Raw genomic sequence first — 21,580 nt, 5'->3', positions numbered from 1 at the left:
GCCGACCGCCCCTCGCGGCCGACGTCCGGTGCGCACCCCCCGACCGGCCACCCCCGGCCCGGCCAGGGCCCCGGTGCCGGGCGGCGACCCCCACCCGGCACCGGCGCCTCCCGCCCCTACTTCAACGCCGACCGGATCGCGAAGTACGCCGGCTTCGGCTGGAGTTGCTCGTCCCAGGGCAGCGCGGCGCCCTCGCCCTCGAAGAACGCCGGGATCCAGGAGTACTTGTCGGTGTAGTCCCAGACCGTGATGCCCACGCACCGGCGCACCGCGAGGCACGCGTCGGTCAAGTCGGCGTACCAGTCGGCCTGTTGGGCCAGCTTCTCCTCCGTCGCCGGCAGGATCATCCGGATGTCGACCTCGGTGAGCGCGGTGTCGAGGCCCAGCCGGGCGAAGCGCCGGAGGTTGTTCTCCAGGGTGGTGGGATAGCCGTACTGGAGCGCCAGATGGGCCTGGAGGCCGATGCCGTCGAGCGGGACGCCCTGCGCCTTCAGCTCCTTGGCCAGGTTGTAGTAGGCGTCGCTCTTCGCGCCGACTCCCTCGATGTTGTAGTCGTTGAGGTACAGCTTGACCTTCGGGTCGGCCTGCCGGGCCCAGCGCAGGGCGTCGGCGATGTACCCGGGGCCGAGGGTGTTGTAGAAGACGGTCTCGCGGTACGTGCCGTCCTCGTTGAAGGCCTCGTTGACGACGTCCCAGGCGAACACCTTGCCCCGGTAGTGCCGTACCTCGGTCTGGATGTGCCTCTTAAGTACCGGCCTCAGCTCCTCCGCCGTCCACGCGCGGGAGGTGATCCAGTCGGGCAACTGGCTGTGCCAGACGAGGGTGTGGCCGCGCACCTTCTGGTGGTGGGCCCGGGCCAGGTTCACGATCTCGTCGCCCTGGGAGAAGTCGAAGACACCCGGCTGAGGTTCGGTGGCGTACCACTTCATGCCGTTGCCCGGCGTGATCTGGTCGAACTCGCTGCCGAGGATCTTCTTGTACGGCTCGTCCACGAGCTCGGGATTGTCCGTGGCGCTGCCGAAGTACCGGCCGTGGCGCTGGGCGAGGTCGGCGAGGGTGGCCGACTTGTCGTGAGCCTGGGCGGGTGCGCCGAGCCCGGTGACGACCAGGGCCGCGGCCAGGACTCCGACGAGTCTGAGACGGTTCGTGCGCATGGGGCGACTCCTCACGTGCGGTTGGGGTCCCCCGCTCGAGCACTTCGCGAGCGGGGGAGGGTGAGCCGTACTGGAAGGGAGAGCGCCGCCGTCAGCCCTTCGTGGCACCGGCGGTGAGGCCGCCGACGAGCTGGCGCTCGGCGACCGAGTAGAAGGCGAGGGCGGGCACCATCGCCAGGACGAGATAGGCGAAGACCCGGGCGTACTCCGCGGAGTACTGGCCCTGGAACTGCTGCACGCCCACCGGGAGCGTCCACCACGTGTTGTCGGTGAACACCAGCAGCGGCAGCATGAAGTTGTTCCAGCTCGTGACCACGGCCAGCACCGAGACCGTGCCGAGCGCGGGCCGCGCCATGGGCAGCAGCACCCGCCAGAAGAAGCCGAAGGAGCTGCACCCGTCGAGGGTGGCCGCCTCCTCCAGCTCGCCGGGGATCTCCCGGAAGAAGGCCCGCAGGATGATGATGGTCATCGGCAGTCCGAAGGCGGCCTGCGGCAGGATCACACCGAGCGGGTTGTCCAGCAGGCCCAGCGAACGCAGCAGCAGGAACAGCGGGAGCACCGCCACCGCGAAGGGGAACATCAGCCCCATCGTGAAGAGCGTGAACAGCGCCTCCCGGCCGCGGAAGGCGAAGCGCGCGAACGAGAACGCGGCCAGCGCGGACAGGGCGACCACCAGCACCGTCGTACCGACCGCGATCAGTGTGCTGCTGCCGAGCAGCCGCCAGAAGTCGCCGCCGCCGAGGATGTCGGTGTAGTTGCTGGTCAGCCACCGCTTCGGCAGTCCGAAGGGGTTGCTGGAGAGCTCGTCGGTGGACTTGAACCCGGAGAGGACGGCGTACACCAGGGGTACGACCATCACCGCGCCGACCACCACAAGGATCGCGTGCAGCGGCAGGGTCCGGACTCCCCTTGTACGGCTGGTCACTTGCCGTCCCCCCTCATCGTCGTGGTGGCCCCTTCGAGGTCGCGGCGGAGCACGAACCGCTGGTAGGCGAGGGCGAAGACGAGGCAGATGCCGAACATGACCACGCTGATCGCGCTGGCGTAGCCGACCTGGTAGCGCTTGAAGCCGTACTGGAACATGGTCACGGCCATCGTCTCGGAGTGGTGGTCGGGCCCGCCCTGGGTGATCACCCAGACCAGGTCGAAGAGCTGGATCGCCCCGATGACGGAGAGGAAGACGCTGATCCTGAGGGTGGGCGCGAGCAGCGGCAGGGTGACGTTGCGGAACCGCTGCCAGGCACTGGCCCCGTCGATGAGCGCGGCCTCGGTCAACTCCCGCGGGATCGACTGGAGTCCGGCCAGGTAGAGCATCATGTGGAAGCCGAAGTACTTCCAGGTCATCACGATGAAGAGCGTCGCCATGACGTAGGAGGGGTCGGCGAACCACAGTCCGCCCAGGCCGTCGAGCCCGACCGCGCCCAGGACGTGGTCGGCGAGTCCGTCGTCCGGGGCGAAGACCATGCTGAACAGCACGCCGGTGATCGCCTCGGACAGCACGTAGGGCGCGAAGAACAGCATCCGGTAGACGGCCCGGCCGCGCAGCTTCTGGTTGAGCAGGACGGCCATGGCGAGCGCGAAGGGCAGTTGGACGACCAGGGAGAGTCCGACCAGGACGAGGCAGCGCCACAGGTCGCCCAGGAAGACCGGGTTGTCGAACAGGTCGGTGAAGTTGTCCGTGCCGACGTAGTCCGAGGGCATGCCGAAGCCGCCCCAGCGGAAGAAGGCCGCGTACAGCGCGAACAGCATCGGCAGCAGGACCATGCCGATGAACAGCACCAGGGCGGGCAGTTGGAAGCCGACCGCCGTGAGCCAGTGCAGTACGCGCCGGCGGCCCCGCCCCCGGGCCCTGACTGCTTCCGGGGGCGGGAGATCGGTGCCCGGACCGCTCCGCTTGTCTGCGAGGAACGTGGAGGTCATCGCGGGCTACTGCTCTTCCTTCGCCGTCTGCGTGATCGACTGGGCGACCTGTTCGGGGGACTTGGAGCCGGCGATCAGGGCGGCCACGCTGTCGTTGACCTCCTGGCCGACGGCGGGGGCGTACGCCTGGTCGAGGTAGAGCTGGAAGCCGGTGGCGGCCTTCAACTGCTGCTGCACGAGCTTGAGGTTGGGGTCGGTCATGGCCTTCTCCGCGTTCGGGAGCACGGGAAGGACGCTGGTCTTCTTGACCAGTTCCAGTTCGGTGGCCTCGGAGGCGAAGAACTTCAGGAAGTCGACGGCCGCCTGCGGGGCGCCCCGGCGCAGTGCGTGTCCGCCACCGCCGCCGAACACCTCGGTGATGGCGCCCTTGCCGCCCTCGACCGCGGGGAACGGGAAGAAGCCGAGGTCGTCGCCGAGCCCCTTGCCGGAGTCGGCCTGCACGGACGGGGCCCACTGGCCCATGAGTTCCATGGCCGCCTTGCCGTTGCCGACGGTGGCCGCCTGACCGGTGGGGGTGGAGTAGGCGGCGTTGAGGAAGCCCTTCTGGAAGGGCTGGAGGTCGACGAGTTCCTTGAGGTGGCGGCCGGCGTCGACGAACCCGGCACCGGTGAAGTCCTTGTCCTCACTGGCCTTCTGGAGGGCGTCGATACCGGCGGTGCGCATCGCGAGGTAGGCCCAGTAGTACATGCCGGGCCACTTCTCCTTGCCGGCCAGGGCGATGGGCGTGATGTTCTTCGACTTCAGCTTGCTCACGGCCTCCAGGAAGCCGCCCCAGGTGGTGGGGGGTTCGCTGACACCGGCCCGCGCGAAGAGGGCCCTGTTGTACCAGAAGCCGATCATGCCCATGTCGAAGGGAACGCCGTAGAGCTTGTCGTCGAGGATGTACGGCTCCTTGGTGACCTTCAGCAGGCCGTCGGACCAGGGCTTGGTCCGCTCGGTCAGATCCTCGACGAGGCCCGCGTCGACCTGCTGCTTGAGGACGCCGCCGCCCCAGGTGTGGAAGATGTCGGGGAGCTTCCCGGACGCGGTCAGCGCCGTCATCTTCGACTTGTAGGCGTCGTTCTCCAGTTGGACGACCTTTATCTTGACCTTGGGATTCGCGGCCTCGTACTTCTTGACCAGGCCCGCCCAGACACTCTTCGCCGGCTCGGTGGTGGAGATGTTCCACCACTCGACCGTGGTCGTGTCGTCGGACGATCCTCCGTCCGAGTCGCCGCCACAACCTGTCAGTGCCGTCATGCCCAGACCGGCCGCGGCGGACGCCGCCAGAAAATTACGGCGGGACAGTGCCGGGTCGCCCATGATGCGCTCCTTGGGTACGGGACGGAGCCGTCCTTGTCCGTCCTGCGGTCCGAAAGTTTCGGAGTAGATCCAGAAAGCTTCGCTGCTGCCGCACCCTAGAGACAGCTACTAAACGGTGGCAACCCCCTGTGCACGGGGAATGTTCACGGATTGCGCCGACGACTCCCCCGACAGGGCCCGGCGCCCCACCGGACGCTCCGCGGTGACCGGACTTCGGGGCATGGAGGGACGCGGGGCGGTCAGCCGTGGGGCAGTTGATCCGCAACGGAACGGTTCCCGGCACGGGCAGCCGGAGGTAACCTCCGACTGCCGGGACCCGACAACGCTGTCGCCCGGACGACCCTCCGAAGTCGCGAAACATTCGGCAACACCGGCGAACATTACGAAGCACCTCGCCGTCACCGCTCGACGCGCCCTTCGAAGCGGTGCGTCGCGTGTCGCCGCTCAGGACGCGCACCGCTTCCCCTCGCACTCCGTCATGACGCTGCGTGTCCATCCGCCCGGGCTCCTGCGCGAGCAGCACCGGCAGGGCCGTGCAGCCCTCCAACCAGGCCCGTCTCCTGCCTCCGACGCCCGCAGCCCGAGTCTTAACGGAAGTTTGACGCCCTTCGACCCTCCATTCACAGGCCCGAGCGTCACTCTCTGCTTACGCTGGTCCCGCCGTCGGACAGACGGCCCGAACGAACCGAGCGGCACCGAGGAGCACCCCGAGATGGCCACCACCGAGCACCCTCCCCCGAGTCGTCTGCGCTCCTGGATGCTGGAAGGGCTGTCGGACATGGGCAAGGGCGGCGGCCACGTGGGCCCGCACGCCGAGCCCGAGGCCCCGCACCGGGGCCAGCCCTGGTACCGGGTGATGTGCCTGACCGGCGTCGACTACTTCTCGACCCTGGGCTACCAGCCGGGCATCGCCGCGCTGGCGGCCGGCTTGCTCTCCCCGGTCGCGACCGTCGTCCTCGTCCTCGTCACCCTGGTCGGCGCCCTGCCCGTCTACCGCCGCGTGGCCGAGGAGAGCCCCCACGGCGAGGGCTCCATCGCCATGCTGGAACGCCTCCTGTCCTTCTGGCAGGGCAAGCTCTTCGTGCTGACCCTGCTCGGCTTCGCCGCCACCGACTTCCTGATCACCATCACCCTCTCCGCCGCCGACGCCTCCACCCACCTGGTCGAGAACCCCCACCTCACCGGCGTCCTGCACGGCCGGCAGATGCTGATCACCCTCGTCCTGGTCGCCCTGCTCGGCGCGGTCTTCCTCAAGGGCTTCCTGGAGGCCGTCGGCGTCGCGGTCGCCCTGGTCGGCGTCTACCTCACCCTCAACGTCGTCGTCGTGGTCGTCGGCCTGTGGCACGTCGTCACCGCGGGCCATGTCGTCACCGACTGGTCCAGCGCCCTGACCGCCGAGCACGGCAACGTCCTCGCCATGGTCGGCGTGGCCCTGCTCGTCTTCCCCAAGCTCGCGCTCGGCCTGTCCGGCTTCGAGACCGGCGTCGCCGTGATGCCGCACGTCAAGGGCGACCCGGACGACACCGAGGAGCGCCCCACAGGCCGCATCCGCGACACCAAGAAGCTGCTCACCGCGGCCGCCCTGATCATGAGCGTCTTCCTGATCGCCACCAGCTTCATCACCACCCTTCTGATCCCGGAGAAGGAGTTCGAGTCGGGCGGCCAGGCCAACGGCCGCGCCCTCGCCTACCTGGCGCACGACTACCTGGGCGGCGTCTTCGGCACGGTCTACGACATCTCGACCATCGCCATCCTGTGGTTCGCCGGCGCCTCCGCGATGGCCGGCCTGCTCAACCTGATGCCCCGCTACCTGCCCCGCTACGGCATGGCCCCGCACTGGGCCCGCGCGGTACGCCCCATGGTCATCGTCTTCACCCTCATCGGCTTCCTGGTCACCTGGATCTTCGACGCCGACGTCGACGCCCAGGGCGGCGCCTACGCCACCGGCGTGCTGGTCCTCATCAGCTCGGCGGCGATCGCGGTGACCATCGCCGCCCGCAAGGCCGGCCAGCGGGGCTGGACCATCGGCTTCGCGGTCATCTCGGCGGTGTTCCTCTACGTCACCGTCGCCAACGTCATCGAGCGCCCGGACGGCGTCAAGATCGGCGCCTGCTTCATCGCCGGCATCATCCTCGTCTCCCTGCTGTCCCGGCTGGCCCGCGCCTTCGAGCTGCGCGTGACCAGCGTGCGGCTGGACGCCATGGCGGAACGTTTCATCAGGGACATCGCCAGCCGCAAGATCCGCTTCATCGCCAACGAACCCGACCAGCGCGACCAGGCCGAGTACCGCGACAAGATCGAGCAGATCTGCGCCGACAACGACATCCCCGGCGAGGACTTCGTCTTCGTCGAGGTCACCGTCCTCGACCCCTCGGAGTTCGAGGCGAGCCTGACCGTCCGCGGTGAGGTCCTGCACGGCCGCTACCGCGTCCTGACCTTGGAGTCCTCCTCCATCCCGAACGCCCTGGCCGCTCTCCTCCTGCACGTCCGCGACGTCACCGGGCGCATCCCGCACATCTACTTCGAGTGGACGGAGGGCAGCCCCTTCCACCACTTCCTGCGCTTCTTCCTCTTCGGCCAGGGCGAGGTCGCCCCCGTCACCCGGGAGGTCCTGCGCGAGGCGGAACCCGACCGCGCCCGCCGCCCGCGCGTCCACACCGGCTGAGCCGCGCATGCCGGGCACGGGCGGCACCCGGTCCTAAGTTGCTGTCCATGACCTTGAGCATCCGCAACCAGCTCCCCGGCACCGTCACCGCCGTCACCCCGGGCGAGGCCATGGCGACCGTCAGGATCCGTCTCGACGGCGGCCAGGACCTCACGGCCGCGATCACCCTCGACGCCGTGGACGATCTCGGCCTCGTGCAGGGCTCCTCCGTCCGCGCTCTGGTGAAGTCGACGGAGGTGTCCCTCGCCACCGGTCCGGTCCAGGGCGTGTCCATCCGCAACCAGCTCCCGGGCACGGTCACCGCCGTGGCCACGGGCGCCGCCATGGCCACCGTGCGGATCGCCGTCGAAGGGGGCGAACTCACCTCCGCGATCACCGCGGACTCCGCGACCGACCTCGCCCTGGCCGTCGGCTCCCCGGTCGTCGCCCTGATCAAGTCGACCGAGGTGTCCCTGGCGACCGCCTGACGACACGGGAAAGGGCCCCGCCGCAGCGGGGCCCTTCTCACGGCAGGTCAGTCCTCGTACGCGTCCAGCGGCGGGCAGGAACACACCAGGTTCCGGTCACCGTAGGCCTGGTCGATCCGCCGCACCGGCGGCCAGTACTTGTCCGCGACCGAGACACCGCCCGGGAAGACGGCCTCCTCGCGCGTGTACGCGTGCTCCCACTCCCCGCCGAGCGCACCGGCGGTGTGCGGGGCGTTCCGCAGCGGGTTGTCCTCCGCGTCCCACTCCCCGGCGCCGACCTTCTCGATCTCCGCGCGAATGGCGATCATCGCCTCGCAGAACCGGTCCAGCTCGCCCAGGTCCTCGGACTCGGTCGGCTCGATCATCAGCGTGCCGGCGACCGGGAACGACATGGTCGGCGCGTGGAAGCCGTAGTCGATGAGCCGCTTGGCCACGTCGTCGACGCTCACCCCGGTCGCCTTGGTCAGCGGCCGCAGGTCGATGATGCACTCGTGCGCGACCAGCCCGCCGGGGCCGGTGTAGAGCACGGGGTAGTGCGGCTCCAGCCGCTTGGCGATGTAGTTGGCGGAGAGCACGGCCACCTGCGTGGCCCGCTTGAGCCCCTCACCGCCCATGAGCCGGACGTACGCCCACGAGATCGGCAGGATCCCCGCGGAGCCCCAGGGCGCGGCCGAGATGGGCCCGACGCCCGTCTCCGGACCGGCCTCGGGCTGCATCGGGTGGTTGGGCAGGTACGGCGCCAGGTGCGCCCGTACGCCCACCGGTCCCACGCCGGGACCGCCGCCGCCGTGCGGGATGCAGAAGGTCTTGTGCAGGTTCAGGTGCGAGACGTCACCGCCGAAGTGCCCCGGCTTGGCCAGCCCCACCAGCGCGTTCAGGTTGGCCCCGTCGACGTACACCTGACCGCCGGCCTTGTGCACCTGGGCGCAGATGTCGGCGACGTGCTCCTCGAACACGCCGTGCGTGGACGGGTAGGTGATCATCAGCACGGCCAGCTCGTCGCGGTGCTTCTCGATCTTGGCCCGCAGGTCCTCGACGTCGATCTCGCCGTCCTCGGCGGTCTTGACCACGACGACCTTCATGCCCGCCATCACGGCGCTCGCGGCGTTGGTGCCGTGCGCGGAGGACGGGATCAGACACACGGTCCGCTGCTCGTCGCCGTTCGCCCGGTGGTACCCGCGCACCGCGAGCAGTCCGGCCAGCTCGCCCTGCGACCCCGCGTTGGGCTGCAGGGACACCTTGTCGTACCCGGTGACCTCGGCGAGCCGGTCCTCCAGCTCCCGGATCAGCGTCAGATAGCCCTGCGCCTGCTCGGCGGGCGCGAAGGGGTGGAGCTGCCCGAACTCGGGCCAGGTGACCGGCTCCATCTCCGTGGTCGCGTTGAGCTTCATGGTGCAGGAGCCCAGCGGGATCATGCCGCGGTCGAGCGCGTAGTCGCGGTCGGCGAGCCGGCGCAGGTAGCGCAGCATCGCGGTCTCGGAGCGGTGCTGGTGGAAGACGGGGTGGGTGAGGAAGTCGTCGCCGCGCAGCAGCGCGTCCGGCAGCGCCTCCGCGGTGGCCGCGTCCAGCGCCTCGATGTCGCCCTCGACCCCGAAGGCGCTCCACACGGCGGCCACCTGGGCGCGCGCGGTGGTCTCGTCACAGGCGACGGAGACCTGGTCGGCGTCGACGAGGTGCAGGTTGACGCCGTTCTTCCGCGCCGCGGCGACGACCTCGGCGGCCTTCCCGGGCACGCGCACGGTGAGCGTGTCGAAGTAGGAGCCGTGCACGACCTCCACCCCGCCGGCGGTGAGCCCCGCGGCGAGGATGTTGGCGTACCGGTGGGTCCGCTGCGCGATCGCCCTCAGCCCGTCGGGCCCGTGGTAGACCGCGTACATCCCGGCCATGACCGCGAGCAGCACCTGCGCGGTGCAGATGTTGCTGGTCGCCTTCTCCCGGCGGATGTGCTGCTCACGCGTCTGCAGCGCGAGCCGGTAGGCCTTGTTGCCGTCGGCGTCCACGGACACGCCCACGAGCCGCCCGGGCAGGCTCCTGGCGAACTTCTCCTGTACGGCCATGTAGCCGGCGTGCGGTCCGCCGAAGCCCATCGGCACACCGAAGCGCTGCGTCGTCCCGACCGCGATGTCCGCCCCGAGCTCGCCCGGCGACTTCAGCAGGGTCAGCGCCAGCAGGTCGGCGGCCACGGTCACGAGCGCGCCGAGCTCGTGAGCCTGGTTGATGAGCGGCTTGATGTCCCGTACGACACCGGAGGCGCCGGGGTACTGGACGAGCACGCCGTTGATCTCACGCCCGGCGACCTCGGCCGGGATGCCGTCGCTGAGGTCGGCGACCACGACCTCCAGGCCGGTCGGCTCGGCACGGGTCTCGATCACGGCGATGGTCTGCGGCAGCACGTCGGCGTCGACGAGGAAGAGCCCCTTCTTGTTCTTCCCCATCCGCCGGGACAGTGCCATGGCCTCGGCCGCGGCGGTCCCCTCGTCGAGCAGCGAGGCCCCGGAGGTCGGCAGCCCGGTCAGGTCGGCGACCACGGTCTGGAAGTTGAGGAGGGCCTCGAGCCGTCCCTGCGAGATCTCCGGCTGGTACGGCGTGTAGGCCGTGTACCAGGCCGGGTTCTCCATGACGTTGCGCAGGATGACGGGCGGGGTGAAGGTGCCGTAGTACCCGAGCCCGATCATGGAGTCGAGCACCTGGTTCCGGTCGGCCAGCGACCGCAGCTCGGCCAGCACCTCGGCCTCGGTGCGCGCACCGGGCAGGTCCAGCGCATCGGCGTTCTTGATCACATCCGGGACCGCGGCGGCGGTGAGCTCGTCGAGCGAGCCGTAGCCGACCTGCGCGAGCATCTTGGCCCGAGCCTCGTGATCGGGGCCGATGTGACGCTGCTCGAAGGGGATTCCCTGTTCGAGCTCGGAGAGCGGGGTGCGATGGGCGGTCATTGCGGAGGCCTCCTGGTCTGACGCGACCTTCGAGGGGTACCCCGGCGCGGGTACCCCGACGGCCTCCCCCTCTGTCATCTCGACCTGAGAGCTTCACCGGCCGCCCGAAGGCCGCCGGCTTTCACCGTCGGTGAGAGCGGAAGCCGTCGACACCCGCCCTGCTTTCCAGAGTGACCTCGTCCGTGCGGTACGTGAGCCTGAGAGATTCCGGGGAGGATTTGCTCCTTCGGCGCCTCCGATGGTGTCTGGAGGACTCTCCCGCACGGGGTCAGCAGCCGTTCGCAAGCCTACCAGCGAGGTCGCCGCACGAGTCTTCGAGTGTCTTCGAGTGGCCGCACACCCCGATGTGCTCTTTTGTAGTGCTTACGACCGCTTCGGATGAGTTGCGACCAAGTGGAGGGCACGTGCAGACCGACATCGATCCGCGCAACCTGATCGGCCGCAAGGCGTTCGACCGCAACGGCACCAAGATCGGCACCGTCGACGAGGTCTACCTCGACGACGCGACGGGCGTGCCCGAGTGGGCCGCCATACGCACCGGTCTCTTCTCCCGGGACGCCTTCGTCCCCCTGGAGCCGAGCCGACTGGTCGAGGGCACCCTGCACGTCCCCTTCGACCGCACCCTCATCAAAGAGGCCCCCGACTTCGGCGTGGGCCGCCACCTCTCCCCCGACCAGGAACTCCAGCTCTACCACCACTACGGCCTCGACGTGGCCTCCCCCTCCACCCTCCCGGACCACGACTTCGGCAAGCTGGCAGGCACGGAGGACGCGGGCACCTGAGGCCCTCCCGACCACCCTGCACGGAGAGACCCACGGCTGCTCACCAGGACCGGCGGGACGCTCGGCCCCACAGGTCCACGCCCTCAGTCTCGACTGGCCACCCCCTCCGCAGGTCACCCCACCCCTCAAGACTGCCGCTCCCGAACCCCCACCCCCTCGACCAGCGGCAACGGCTCAGCCGCCTCCAGTGCCGGGTCGTCGACAGGGAACGTCCGTACCCGACCCGGCTCCGAGTCCGGTGTCTCGAAGCGCACGGTCACTCTCCCCAGCCCGCTCCCCTGCACCCACCCGTGCCCGAACTCGGAGTGGCGCACATCGTGTCCGGCGACCCACCGCCGCTCGTCCACCACGTCCCGCTCCTCGGCCGGGACGTCGTCGGCCACCTCCTCGACGGCCTGCTCCGCCCCCTCCCCCGCGGCCTGGGCGAACAGATCCTCCTGGGTGAAGTCGGCAAGCCCCGAGACCCCCACCCCCAGCAACCGCACACCCCCCGTCGAGTCGACACCCTCCAGCAACCGCAGGGCGGCCTCCCGCACCACCGCCGGGTCGTCCGTGGGCCCCCGCAGGGTCTCGGACCGCGTCAACGTCGAGAAGTCGTACCGCCGCACCTTCAGCACGATGGTCCGCCCCGACAGCCCGGCCTGCCGCAGCCTCCGCACACACCGGTCCGCCAGCCGCTGCACCTCGAGCCCCACCCGGACCCGGTCGTGGATGTCCACGTCGTAGGTGTCCTCCACCGACACCGACTTGGCCTCCCGCTCCGCCACCACGGCCCGCTCGTCCCGCGCCAGTGCCATCGCGTACAGCCCGTGCCCGTGGGCCTTCCCGAGCAGCCGTACGAGCTCGTCCTCCCCCGCCTCGACGATCTCGTCCACCGTGTGGATCCCGGCCCGCCGCAGATGGTCCCCGGTCGCCGGCCCCACCCCCGGCAGGGTCCGCACCGACATCGGCCCCAGCATCGCCCGCTCGGTGCCCGGCTCGATCACCACCAGCCCGTCCGGCTTGGCCTGCTCGGAGGCGATCTTCGCGAGCATCTTCGACGCGGCCAGCCCCACCGAGCCCGTGAGCCCCGTGAAGGCCCGTATGTCGGCCCGCAGCCTCGCCCCGACCAACCGAGCCGACGCCTCGTCCCAGGCCGTTCCCCCGGCCTCCAGATCCACGAACGCCTCGTCCAGGCTCAGCGGCTCCACCAGCGGCGACAGCTCCCGCAGCAGCCCCATCACCTGCTCGCTGATCGCCTTGTAGAACCCGAAGCGCGGCACCAGATACGCGGCGTTCGGCGCGAGCCGTCTCGCCTGGGCCATGGGCATCGCCGAGTGCACCCCGAACACCCGGGCCTCGTAGGACGCGGTGGCCACCACACCCCGCGGCCCCAGCCCGCCCACGACGACGGCCTTCCCGCGCAGACTCGGCTTGGACGCCTGCTCCGCCGAGGCGTAGAAGGCATCCATGTCGAGATGCAGGATCGTGGGCGCTTTTCTCACATGTCCGATGCTGCCCTACGCCACTGACAATGCCCCGCCGGAAACAGCGGGCGGCTCAGACCGCCTTGTTGCGGCGCCTGGCCAGCTCGTCGGTGGGGTTGTGCCCGACCAGCGTCTCCCCGGTGTCGATGCGCTCCCCGTGCAGTTGCGACAGCGCGCTCTCGACGTCCCGCCACACGACACCCACGGCGATCCCGAAGATCCCCTGGCCACCCTGGAGCAGCGCGTGGACCTCGTCGGGCGAGGTGCACTCGTAGACCGTGGCCCCGTCGCTCATGAGCGTCATGCGCTCCAGGTCCTGGAATCCGCGCTCACGCAGGTGCTGGACCGTGGTGCGGATGTTCTGCAGCGACACACCGGTGTCGAGGAACCTCTTGACGATCTTCAGGACGACGACGTCCCGGAAGCTGTACAGCCGCTGCGTCCCCGACCCGTAGGCGGGCCGCACGCTCGGCTCCACGAGCCCGGTGCGCGCCCAGTAGTCCAGTTGCCGGTAGGTGATGCCGGCCGCCGCACACGCGGTGGGACCGCGGTAGCCGATCTGCTCGGACGCCATGGACGTCGCCCCTCCGCTGCTCGGCACGGCCGCCGGTCGCTGCGGAGCGTGATCGGCCGCGTTACCGAGATGAGGGTCCCCCCAACTCGAACGCAGTTGAGAGCTCGGGGGAGGGTACGGACCGCTCGCCCCAAGACTCCGTCCGGGGGCACCCCCAGCCGTACCGTCGCCGCTGCTTCTCACGCCGACCTCCGTCCTTGACCTGCCTTCTCGACGGTAGGCAGTCACCAGGGGTGCGTCAACGATCGCCACACTCGGCACGCCGAGTGATAATCACCCAAGGAGTGGTTTGCCGTACCCCACCGCGGGGAAAGGCTAGCCGAATGCGCTCCGAGCGGGCCGTAGGACGCACTCACGCGCCGGTGGCAAATGCCGGCATTTGCGTGACGACCGGACACCGCCGAACCGTCACGGACCTCCGCCGACTCCGCCGGATCCGCCTCACTGGCTGCTGGTGCCGAAGTCCTCGGGGGAGATCTGGTCGAGGAACTCGCGGAACTTCTCCACCTCGTCCTCCTGCTCGTCCGGGATCGCGATACCGGCGTCGTCGAGCACCCCGTCACTGCCGTAGATCGGCGTCCCGGTGCGCAGGGCCAGCGCTATGGCGTCGGACGGCCGCGCGCTCACCTCGACCCCGCTGGCGAAGACCAGCTCCGCGTAGAAGACGCCCTCACGCAGGTCCGTGATGCGCACTTCGGTGAGCTCCTGGCCGACCGCCTCCAGCACGTCCTTGAACAGGTCGTGGGTCAGCGGTCGTGCGGGGGCCATGCCCTGCTGCGCGAAGGCGATCGCGGTCGCCTCCCCGGGCCCGATCCAGATGGGGAGGTAGCGGTCGCCTCCCACTTCACGCAGGAGCACGATCGGTTGGTTGGAGGGCATTTCGACCCGGACACCTACGACATCGAGCTCGTTCACACAGCAACCCTAGGCCGTGCCCGGGACGTTTGGGTAGTCGGGCAGGAAACGGGGGACGATCCGGGGCCCGCGCGCCCTCAGGGCAGGCGTACGCCGAGCGCGGTCTGCACAAGTGCCGCGTGCAGCTTCACCGTGAGCCCCGCGAGCTCCTTGGCGCGGGCTTCCGCGTGAGCGCGGGTCTGCGGGTTGCGGTGGCGCTTCAGCGGGGCTACCACCTGGTCCACGAGCCCGGCCTCCCGGTCGGCGGCCGCCTTCATCGCCCGCAGGTGCCGCGGCTCGATCCCGAACCGCCCGAGTTCCACGACGAGCGCGGCCACGGTCACCGCCTCGGCGTCGTAGGCCCCGTCCGGCAGCGGGGTGATGAGCCCGTACGACTCCCACTCCGTCAGCTCCGTCTCGCCGATCTCGGCGGCGGCGAGCAGCTCGGCCCGGCCGATCCTGGCCGCGGTCGGGCTCTCGGAGACCTCCAGGACCGTTTCTCCATCCCGCTGGCGGCCCACGGTGGGCAGCGCGACGGCCTCGCCGCGCTCCATGGCGTCCAGGTGCTCCCGGATCACCTTGAGCGGCAGATAGTGGTCCCGCTGCATCCTCAGGACGTGACCGAGGCGCTCCACGTCCCGGTTGCTGAACTTGCGGTACCCGGAGGGGGTCCGCTGGGGCTCGATGAGGCCCTCGGACTCCAGGAAACGGATCTTGGAGATCGTGACCTCGGGGAACTCGTCGCGCAGCACGTTCAGCACCGTGCCGATGCTCATCAGCCCACTGTCCGTGGCGGCGGTGCCGTGGCCGGCACCGCCGCTCGGTGTTTGAAGCATGGACCTTCCCTGGGAGGGTCAGTAGCCCCGCTGGCTCGCGTAGAACACCAGGCGGTACTTGCCGATCTGCACCTCGTCGCCGTTGTTCAGGGCGACCGAGTCGATCCGCTCGCGGTTGACGTACGTGCCGTTGAGGCTGCCCACGTCGGACACCGTGAACGAACCGTCCTGACCGCGGCGGAACTCCACGTGCCGGCGCGAGACCGTGACGTCGTCGAGGAAGATGTCGCTCTGCGGGTGCCGGCCGGCCGTGGTCAGCTCGCCGTCCAGCAGGAAGCGGCTGCCCGAGTTCGGTCCGCGGCGCACGACCAGGAGCGCGGAGCCCAGCGGGAGCGCGTCGACAGCGGCCTGCGCCTCCGGCGAGAGCGCCGGCATCTGCGTCTGGCCGGTGACCTCGGAGTCGTAGGCCTCGAGGCCCGAGATGGAGATGGTGGAGGTCGTCTCCGAGGGGCGCTCGGGGACGGCTCCGGGCCGCAGCGGGGCGCCGCAGTTGGAACAGAAGCGGCTGTTCTCCGCGTTGCGGTTACCGCACCTCGTACACACCAGGGCCGACATAGGGGAAAACCCTCCACCCGTACTTGAGGTTGACGGCTGCCCGAAACCTATGCCGCCGGACTGGGCAGGGTCAACAGACGGCACGCCCTGACCTCCGGAAACGTCACCACCCTGACCGGCGACCTGGTCCCGGAACAGCGGGCGCTGACCCTCGGCGTCGGGCTGTGCGCGATGGCGGGCGGTGGCGTTTTCGTTGCCTTCTCGCGCGCTCTTGCCGAACAACTTCTGAAACAACTTCACGGGCGATTCCCCTTGACCGAAACAGACCCGCCCGTGGGGCAGGACGAACCCTGATTGAACACACCGGTCGACCCGGACATCCTCACAACGTCCGTTTCCACCAGACAGTTTCCACCACGCACCACCCAATCGGTGCGCCGACCCCCCGCAACCTCATGCCCTGGCCGGATGCCCCCCATGCACCCCCGGTTCACTGGGAGGACGACCGAGCGTAGTCAGGCTGCTTCGCTGCTCGCAAGGCGTCCACGACGATCTTGTCCGACCGCTCGACGGCAACGGTGGCCTGCTCCTTCTCCAGAGTCTGCACCACGCCTCCAGGGATGTTCAGCGCCGGTTCGAGGTCCTGCGGATTGCCGATGACCTTGAAACGAAACGGCGCGGTGATCTTGTTCCCGTCGACGCTCACGCTCTTGCCCGATTCCGACAGATACGTGTTGGCGACGACCCGGACGCCGTTCACCTGGATCGCCTCCGCCCCGGCCGCTCGCAGTTCCTGGACCGCGTCGAGCAGCATGTCCGCCTCGACCGTCCCCTTGGTGTCATCGATCGTCATCGTGATGCCCGGCCCCTGCGCGGCCACCGTGCCCGCGAGGATGCCGAGTTGCCGCTCCTTCTCGACCGTCTGCTTGCGGGCCTCCTCCGCCTGGTCGGAGCTGTTCTCCAGCTCGTCCCGCTGCTTCTCGAGGCCCTGCTTCTCGTCTTCAAGACGCTGAGTACGGTCGTCCAGTTCATCGAGGATGCGTACAAGATCTTCCTGTCGCGCCCCTCGCAACGCGCTGTCGCTGTCACTGTTGGACGCCACCTGGACGGCGAGGCCGAAGCCCAGGCCGAACAGCAGTACCGCGACGATGAGTTGGGCCCTGGTGACACGCGGCGGCCACAGCCCCTGCACGAGGCGCTGCCGGCCGGTCAGCCCGGTCTCCGCTGCCGGGGCGCCGGGGCCCTCGCTCTCCTTGGCGGGCGCTGCCGGACGTTCCTCCGGCAGTTCCCTGCGCAGCCCGCCTCCGGGCGTCTCCTCCTGCTCGCGCATCGGCCTCACGCCCTGAAGACGTGCCGGCGGATCGCCGCGGCGTTGGAGAAGATCCGGATGCCGAGCACGACGACGACACCGGTCGACAACTGGGCGCCCACACCCAGCTTGTCGCCCAGGAACACGATCAGCGCGGCCACGACCACGTTCGACAGGAACGACACGACGAACACCTTGTCGTCGAAGATGCCGTCGAGCATGGCCCGCAAGCCTCCGAAGACGGCGTCGAGCGCCGCCACCACGGCGATCGGCAGATAAGGCTCGACAACCGCCGGAACCTCAGGCCGGACCAACAGGCCGGCCACGACTCCCACGACGAGGCCCAGTACGGCGATCACGATGTGCCCTTCTCAGTTCTCGGCTCTGCTGTACGTACGATCACACTCGGTGCGGCGGGCAGCCGGAGGTCGTCCTCCACGGAGATTGCCGTCCGGATGCCGTAGTTCTCCTGCAGCGCGTGCAGGTACAGCCCGTCGGCGCTGTCCTGGAACCTGGTGCTCAGCCGCTTCCCGTCCCCCACGGCAAGCACCGTATACGGCGGAACCAGCGGCTTGTTGTCGACCAGTATCGCGTCACCCGCGGCCCTGATCGCCGACAGGGCGGTCAGCCGCTGTCCGTTGATGGAGACGGCCTCGGCGCCGGACTCCCACAGTCCGTTCACGACCCGCTGCATGTCCCGGTCGCGGACCCGACCCGTGTCGGAGAATCCCGAGGTCTCCCGCGGATTGCCGTCGCCGCCGCCCGTGCTGGCTTCCTTGGCGTCGTTCACGACCAGCTTGACGCCCGGGCCGTGCACCTCGACAGCGCCCGACAGGATGCCCACGAGATCGGCCTGGCCGCTGTCGCCGCTCTGCTTGAGGGCCTCGCGCTGCCGGGTTCCCACGTCGTCGCGCAGCCGGTCGACGCTCTCCTCGAGCTTGTCCGCCGTCTCGGTCTCGCGGTCGATGCGGTCGATGAGCTCCTCGCGCTCCTTGGCCACGACCGGCGCGGCCACGCGCGCCTGCGCCGCTCCCACGGTGACCACGAGGGCGGCGAGCACCAAGCCCAACGCGAGACCGAGTCTCGCCCGCAACGTCTTGGGCAACCCACCGTCACCGGCGGCCTTCTTGCGGGCAGCGGCCTCGGCGTACCCGTCGTCGAGGCTGTGGTCCATGACGTTGGTGAGCAGCGACATGGAGGCGTCCGGGCGCGACGGGCGCGTGGGGGTGCTCCGAATGGGGGGCTGCTGCGGCATGCCGCACATCGTCGCACGTCGCGGCCCTTACCTCCGAATGGCCCCATCAGCGTGCCGGACAGGCCCCGTTGGGGACACTTGTCCGGCACGCGCGCGTGGGGTGGCTCAGCGGCCGGCGCTGTCCACGACCGCCGCCCACTCGTCCAGCAGGGCCTGCGCGGACGCGTCGTCCGGCCCCTCGGCCCACAGGTGGGTGACCGCCTCCGCCGGATCCGGCAGCACCATCACCCAGCGTCCGTCGGTCTCCACGACCCGGACACCGTCAGTCGTGTCGACAAAGCGATCGCCCGCCGCCTCCACGACCCTGCGCATCACCAGTCCCTTGACGGCCCACGGAGTCGCCAGATCCCGCTTGAGGACGTGCGCCCGCGGAATCCGCGCGTCGATCTGGCTGAGCGTGAGCTGCGTCCGCGCCACCAGGCCGATCAGCCGTACGAAGGCCGCCGTACCGTCGAAGACGCTGCTGAACTCCGGGATGATGAAGGCACCCTTGCCGTCACCGCCGAAGATCGTCGAGTCGTCGCGTCCGACCCGGGTGAGGTCGTCGGGCGAGGTGGTCGTCCACTCGACCTGCGTCCCGTGGTACGCCGCCACCTGCTCGGCGATTCGCGTGGTGGTCACGGGAAGGGCCACCCGGCCGCTACGACGCTCCGCGGCGACCAGGTCGAGCATCACGAGCAGCGCCCGGTCGTCCTCGATGATCCGCCCCTTCTCGTCCACCAGGGACAGCCGCTCGCCCACGGGGTCGAACCGCACGCCGAACGCCGCCCGCGCGGACGCCACGATCTCGCCCAGCCGCACCAGCCCCGACCGCCGGGCGTCCGCCGTCTCCGTCGGCCTGGACTCGTCGAGCCCCGGGTTGATGGTCAGCGAGTCCACCCCGAGCTTCCCGAGCAGACTCGGCAGCACCAGCCCCGCACTGCCGTTGGACGCGTCCACGACGACCTTCAGCCCGGACTCGGAGATCCCGGTGATATCGACGTTCCGCAGCAGCGAACCGGTGTACGAGTCGAAGACGCTGGCGGGGAAGTGGAGGTCCCCGATCTCACCGGGGAACGCACGCCGGTACTCCTGCCGCGCGAACACCCGGTCCAGCTTCCGCTGACTGCCTTGCGAGAGGTCGGCACCCCGCCCGTCGAAGAACATGATGTCCACGGAGTCCGGCACCCCGGGCGTGGTCCGGATCATGATCCCGCCGGCACTGCCCCGCGCGGTCTGCTGCCGCGCGACGGGCAGCGGTACGTTCTCCAGGTCGCGTACGTCGATGGCGCTGGCCTGGAGAGCGGAGATGACGGCCCGCTTCAGCGCCCGCGCGCCACGGGAGTGGTCGCGGGCGGTGGTGACCGTCGAACCCTTCTTGAGGGTCGTCGCATAGGCACCGGCCAGCCGCACCGCGAGTTCCGGAGTGATCTCGACGTTCAGGATGCCGGAGACACCGCGGGCGCCGAAGAGATGCGCCTGCCCTCTGGACTCCCAGATGACCGAGGTGTTGACGAAGGCACCGGCCTCGATGGTCTTGAACGGGTAGACCCGTACATTCCCCTGAATGATCGATTCTTCGCCGACGAGGCACTCATCGCCGATGACCGCGCCGTCCTCGATACGAGCCGCCCGCATGATGTCGGTGTTCTTCCCGACGACACAGCCGCGGAGATTGCTCTGCTGCCCGACGTACACGTTGTCGTGCACGACGGCCTTGTGCAGGAACGCCCCGCTCTTCACGACCACGTTCGAGCCGACGACGGTGTGCTCCCGGATCTCGGCGCCGGCCTCGACCTTGGCGTAGTCACCGATGTACAGCGGGCCACGGAGGACGGCGTCGGGATGCACCTCGGCACCCTCGGCCACCCATACGCCCGGGGAGAGCTCGAAGCCGTCGATCTCGACGTCCACCTTGCCTTCCAGGACGTCGGCCTGCGCCTTCACATAGCTCTCGTGGGTGCCGACGTCCTCCCAGTAGCCCTCCGCGACATAGCCGTAGATCGGCTTGCCTTCCTTCATCAACTGCGGGAAGACATCACCGGACCAGTCGACGGGCACATCGGGGTCGACGTAGTCGAAGACCTCGGGCTCCATGACATAGATTCCGGTGTTCACGGTGTCCGAGAAGACCTGGCCCCAGGTCGGCTTCTCCAGGAAGCGCTCGACCTTGCCTTCCTCGTCGACGATGGTGATGCCGAATTCGAGCGGATTGGGTACACGCGTCAGACAGACGGTGACCAGCGCGCCCTTTTCCTTGTGGAAGTTGATGAGCTCGGTGAGGTCGAAGTCGGTCAGGGCATCACCGGAGATGACGAGGAAAGCATCGTCCTTCAACGCCTCTTCGGCGTTCTTGACGCTTCCGGCGGTACCGAGTGGCTTCTCCTCGTTGGCATAGGAGAGCTCCATGCCGAGCTCTTCACCGTCACCGAAGTAGTTCTTGACCAGTGAGGCCAGGAACTGGACGGTGACGACGGTCTCGTTGAGCCCATGCCTTTTGAGCAGCCGCAGAACATGCTCCATGATCGGCCGGTTCGCCACCGGCAGGAGCGGCTTGGGCATGCTCGAGGTCATGGGACGAAGGCGCGTGCCTTCGCCTCCGGCCATCACGACGGCCTTCATGTCGGAAGCGTCCTCCTTAAGAGATGACGGTCCAGCCGACTTCACCCGTCCAGATTGTCCCGCACATTTCCGTCGGGGGCCATCGAGCCACTACGGCCGTGCCTATGGGCGAGTTCAGTCGGCCCTGACGTCCGCTCGGACCAGGCGGCGGACTTGGACCACATAGAGCACTCCTGCCCACCAGTACAGCGTTGTACCCCATCCGGCGAACGCCCATCCGAAAATAGCAGCGAGTGACGAGATCCATCCAGTTCCGTCACTGAGCAGCAGCAACGGGAAGGCGTACATCAGGTTGAAGGTGGCGGCCTTGCCGAGGAAGTTCACCTGCGGCGGCGGATAACCGTGACGCCTGAGGATGCCCACCATCACCAGGAGCATCAGCTCCCGCAAGACCAGTGCAGCCGTCAACCAGATTGGCAGAATCTCGCGCCACGTAAGGCCGACCAGGGTCGAGAGAATGTAGAGGCGGTCGGCCGCGGGGTCGAGCAGCCGGCCGAGGCTGCTGATCTGGTTCCACCGGCGGGCGAGCTTGCCGTCCAGGTAGTCGCTGATGCCGCTCAGAGCCAGTACCAGCAACGCCCAGGTGTCACTCTTGGGCCCTCCGAACTCGGGCCTGAGGATCAGCCACAGGAAGAGCGGCACCCCAACGAGCCGCGCCATGCTGAGAATGTTGGGGATGGTGAGGACCCGGTCCGTCTGGACCCGGGTCTCCTGGACCTCCACCCGGGGGCCTCCTGTGGGAAACGTGCCAACGATGCTCCCTGACCCTACCTCAACGCAAAAAAGCTCTGGCTCTTGGGCTGCGTGCCCAAGAGCCAGAGCTCTAAAAGGAGTTCGGCGGTGTCCTACTCTCCCACAGGGTCCCCCCTGCAGTACCATCGGCGCTGTAAGGCTTAGCTTCCGGGTTCGAAATGTAACCGGGCGTTT

Annotated in this window: 18 protein-coding genes, 1 rRNA gene and 1 riboswitch; of the genes, 3 read left to right on the top strand and 16 right to left on the bottom strand. The window is 69.1% G+C overall.

The annotated features are described in order from the left end of the window. Positions 1-116: 116 nt before the first annotated feature. From ACZ66S_RS21195 to ACZ66S_RS21180, 4 genes are all read right to left on the bottom strand, one after another. The gene (locus ACZ66S_RS21195) at positions 117-1,154 is read right to left on the bottom strand and encodes an endo-1,4-beta-xylanase (protein ID WP_469903059.1); all 1,038 of its coding nucleotides are present in this window, start codon (positions 1,152-1,154) and stop codon (positions 117-119) included. A gap of 91 nt (positions 1,155-1,245) precedes the next feature. Beyond that, complete coding sequence (locus ACZ66S_RS21190; protein WP_469903058.1) at positions 1,246-2,079, bottom strand: carbohydrate ABC transporter permease; 834 nt, start codon at positions 2,077-2,079, stop codon at positions 1,246-1,248. Then, positions 2,076-3,074, bottom strand: a complete 999-nt coding sequence (locus tag ACZ66S_RS21185) for a carbohydrate ABC transporter permease (protein ID WP_469903057.1) — start codon at positions 3,072-3,074, stop codon at positions 2,076-2,078. Before ACZ66S_RS21185 ends, ACZ66S_RS21190 begins: the two co-directional genes overlap by 4 nt. Positions 3,075-3,080: 6 nt before the next feature. Further along, positions 3,081-4,376 carry an extracellular solute-binding protein gene (locus tag ACZ66S_RS21180; protein WP_469903056.1) on the bottom strand — a complete coding sequence of 432 codons (1,296 nt, stop codon included), beginning with the start codon at positions 4,374-4,376 and terminating at the stop codon, positions 3,081-3,083. 712 nt (positions 4,377-5,088) lie between these two features. On the opposite strand from ACZ66S_RS21180, the gene ACZ66S_RS21175 reads away from it, so the two are divergent. Continuing rightward, the gene (locus ACZ66S_RS21175; RefSeq protein ID WP_469903055.1) at positions 5,089-7,041 is read left to right on the top strand and encodes an APC family permease; all 1,953 of its coding nucleotides are present in this window, start codon (positions 5,089-5,091) and stop codon (positions 7,039-7,041) included. Positions 7,042-7,088: 47 nt separating this feature from the next. After that, positions 7,089-7,508, top strand: a complete 420-nt coding sequence (locus ACZ66S_RS21170) for a TOBE domain-containing protein (RefSeq protein WP_469903054.1) — start codon at positions 7,089-7,091, stop codon at positions 7,506-7,508. Positions 7,509-7,555: 47 nt separating this feature from the next. Here ACZ66S_RS21170 and gcvP read toward each other — a convergent pair whose 3' ends face one another. Further along, positions 7,556-10,441, bottom strand: coding sequence for an aminomethyl-transferring glycine dehydrogenase (gcvP, locus tag ACZ66S_RS21165; protein ID WP_469903053.1), 2,886 nt, complete (start codon positions 10,439-10,441; stop codon positions 7,556-7,558). Between the two features lie 175 nt (positions 10,442-10,616). After that, positions 10,617-10,712, bottom strand: a riboswitch (glycine riboswitch). Positions 10,713-10,845: 133 nt separating this feature from the next. On the opposite strand from gcvP, the gene ACZ66S_RS21160 reads away from it, so the two are divergent. Continuing rightward, entirely contained in the window at positions 10,846-11,223 is a 378-nt protein-coding gene (locus ACZ66S_RS21160; RefSeq protein WP_469903052.1) for a PRC-barrel domain-containing protein, read from the top strand. A 125-nt stretch (positions 11,224-11,348) separates the two neighbouring features. On the opposite strand, the gene ACZ66S_RS21155 is transcribed toward ACZ66S_RS21160, so the two are convergent. From ACZ66S_RS21155 to rrf, 11 genes are all read right to left on the bottom strand, one after another. Then, positions 11,349-12,707, bottom strand: a complete 1,359-nt coding sequence (locus ACZ66S_RS21155) for a DNA polymerase IV (RefSeq protein WP_469903051.1) — start codon at positions 12,705-12,707, stop codon at positions 11,349-11,351. A 55-nt stretch (positions 12,708-12,762) separates the two neighbouring features. Continuing rightward, entirely contained in the window at positions 12,763-13,446 is a 684-nt protein-coding gene (locus tag ACZ66S_RS21150) for a MerR family transcriptional regulator (RefSeq protein ID WP_469903050.1), read from the bottom strand. 258 nt (positions 13,447-13,704) lie between these two features. Next, positions 13,705-14,178 (bottom strand): bifunctional nuclease family protein, encoded by a 474-nt coding sequence (locus ACZ66S_RS21145; protein ID WP_004002801.1) that lies wholly within the window; start codon positions 14,176-14,178, stop codon positions 13,705-13,707. A 77-nt stretch (positions 14,179-14,255) separates the two neighbouring features. Then, positions 14,256-14,993, bottom strand: coding sequence for a transcriptional regulator FtsR (gene ftsR, locus ACZ66S_RS21140; protein ID WP_469903049.1), 738 nt, complete (start codon positions 14,991-14,993; stop codon positions 14,256-14,258). Positions 14,994-15,011: 18 nt separating this feature from the next. Beyond that, positions 15,012-15,917 carry an FHA domain-containing protein gene (locus ACZ66S_RS21135; RefSeq protein ID WP_469903048.1) on the bottom strand — a complete coding sequence of 302 codons (906 nt, stop codon included), beginning with the start codon at positions 15,915-15,917 and terminating at the stop codon, positions 15,012-15,014. A gap of 61 nt (positions 15,918-15,978) precedes the next feature. Beyond that, positions 15,979-16,818, bottom strand: a complete 840-nt coding sequence (locus tag ACZ66S_RS21130; RefSeq protein ID WP_469903047.1) for a DUF881 domain-containing protein — start codon at positions 16,816-16,818, stop codon at positions 15,979-15,981. A 5-nt stretch (positions 16,819-16,823) separates the two neighbouring features. Beyond that, a complete protein-coding gene (locus ACZ66S_RS21125; RefSeq protein WP_003988855.1) occupies positions 16,824-17,156 on the bottom strand; it encodes a small basic family protein in 333 nt (110 codons plus the stop codon). Beyond that, the gene (locus ACZ66S_RS21120) at positions 17,153-18,052 is read right to left on the bottom strand and encodes a DUF881 domain-containing protein (RefSeq protein WP_469903046.1); all 900 of its coding nucleotides are present in this window, start codon (positions 18,050-18,052) and stop codon (positions 17,153-17,155) included. The genes ACZ66S_RS21125 and ACZ66S_RS21120 overlap by 4 nt, the downstream gene beginning before the upstream one ends. Positions 18,053-18,157: 105 nt before the next feature. After that, the gene (locus tag ACZ66S_RS21115) at positions 18,158-20,653 is read right to left on the bottom strand and encodes a sugar phosphate nucleotidyltransferase (protein WP_469903045.1); all 2,496 of its coding nucleotides are present in this window, start codon (positions 20,651-20,653) and stop codon (positions 18,158-18,160) included. A 114-nt stretch (positions 20,654-20,767) separates the two neighbouring features. Further along, complete coding sequence (locus ACZ66S_RS21110; RefSeq protein WP_469903044.1) at positions 20,768-21,376, bottom strand: CDP-alcohol phosphatidyltransferase family protein; 609 nt, start codon at positions 21,374-21,376, stop codon at positions 20,768-20,770. A 109-nt stretch (positions 21,377-21,485) separates the two neighbouring features. After that, positions 21,486-21,580, bottom strand: a 5S ribosomal RNA gene (rrf, locus tag ACZ66S_RS21105); the annotation flags it as partial.

The sequence above is a fragment of the Streptomyces sp. NPDC107471 genome (genome assembly GCF_055582845.1).
This window is presented reverse-complemented; position numbering and strand designations above follow the sequence as displayed.

Bases quoted from the DNA above. Each gene is read 5' to 3' on its own strand.
- ACZ66S_RS21195 (WP_469903059.1), bottom strand. From the start codon at position 1,154: ATGCGCACGAACCGTCTCAGACTCGTCGGAGTCCTGGCCGCGGCCCTG.
- ACZ66S_RS21185 (WP_469903057.1), bottom strand. From the start codon at position 3,074: ATGACCTCCACGTTCCTCGCAGACAAGCGGAGCGGTCCGGGCACCGAT.
- ACZ66S_RS21180 (WP_469903056.1), bottom strand. From the start codon at position 4,376: ATGGGCGACCCGGCACTGTCCCGCCGTAATTTTCTGGCGGCGTCCGCC.
- ACZ66S_RS21175 (WP_469903055.1), top strand. From the start codon at position 5,089: ATGGCCACCACCGAGCACCCTCCCCCGAGTCGTCTGCGCTCCTGGATG.
- ACZ66S_RS21170 (WP_469903054.1), top strand. From the start codon at position 7,089: ATGACCTTGAGCATCCGCAACCAGCTCCCCGGCACCGTCACCGCCGTC.
- gcvP (WP_469903053.1), bottom strand. From the start codon at position 10,441: ATGACCGCCCATCGCACCCCGCTCTCCGAGCTCGAACAGGGAATCCCC.
- ftsR (WP_469903049.1), bottom strand. From the start codon at position 14,993: ATGCTTCAAACACCGAGCGGCGGTGCCGGCCACGGCACCGCCGCCACG.
- ACZ66S_RS21130 (WP_469903047.1), bottom strand. From the start codon at position 16,818: ATGCGCGAGCAGGAGGAGACGCCCGGAGGCGGGCTGCGCAGGGAACTG.
- ACZ66S_RS21120 (WP_469903046.1), bottom strand. From the start codon at position 18,052: ATGCCGCAGCAGCCCCCCATTCGGAGCACCCCCACGCGCCCGTCGCGC.
- ACZ66S_RS21115 (WP_469903045.1), bottom strand. From the start codon at position 20,653: ATGAAGGCCGTCGTGATGGCCGGAGGCGAAGGCACGCGCCTTCGTCCC.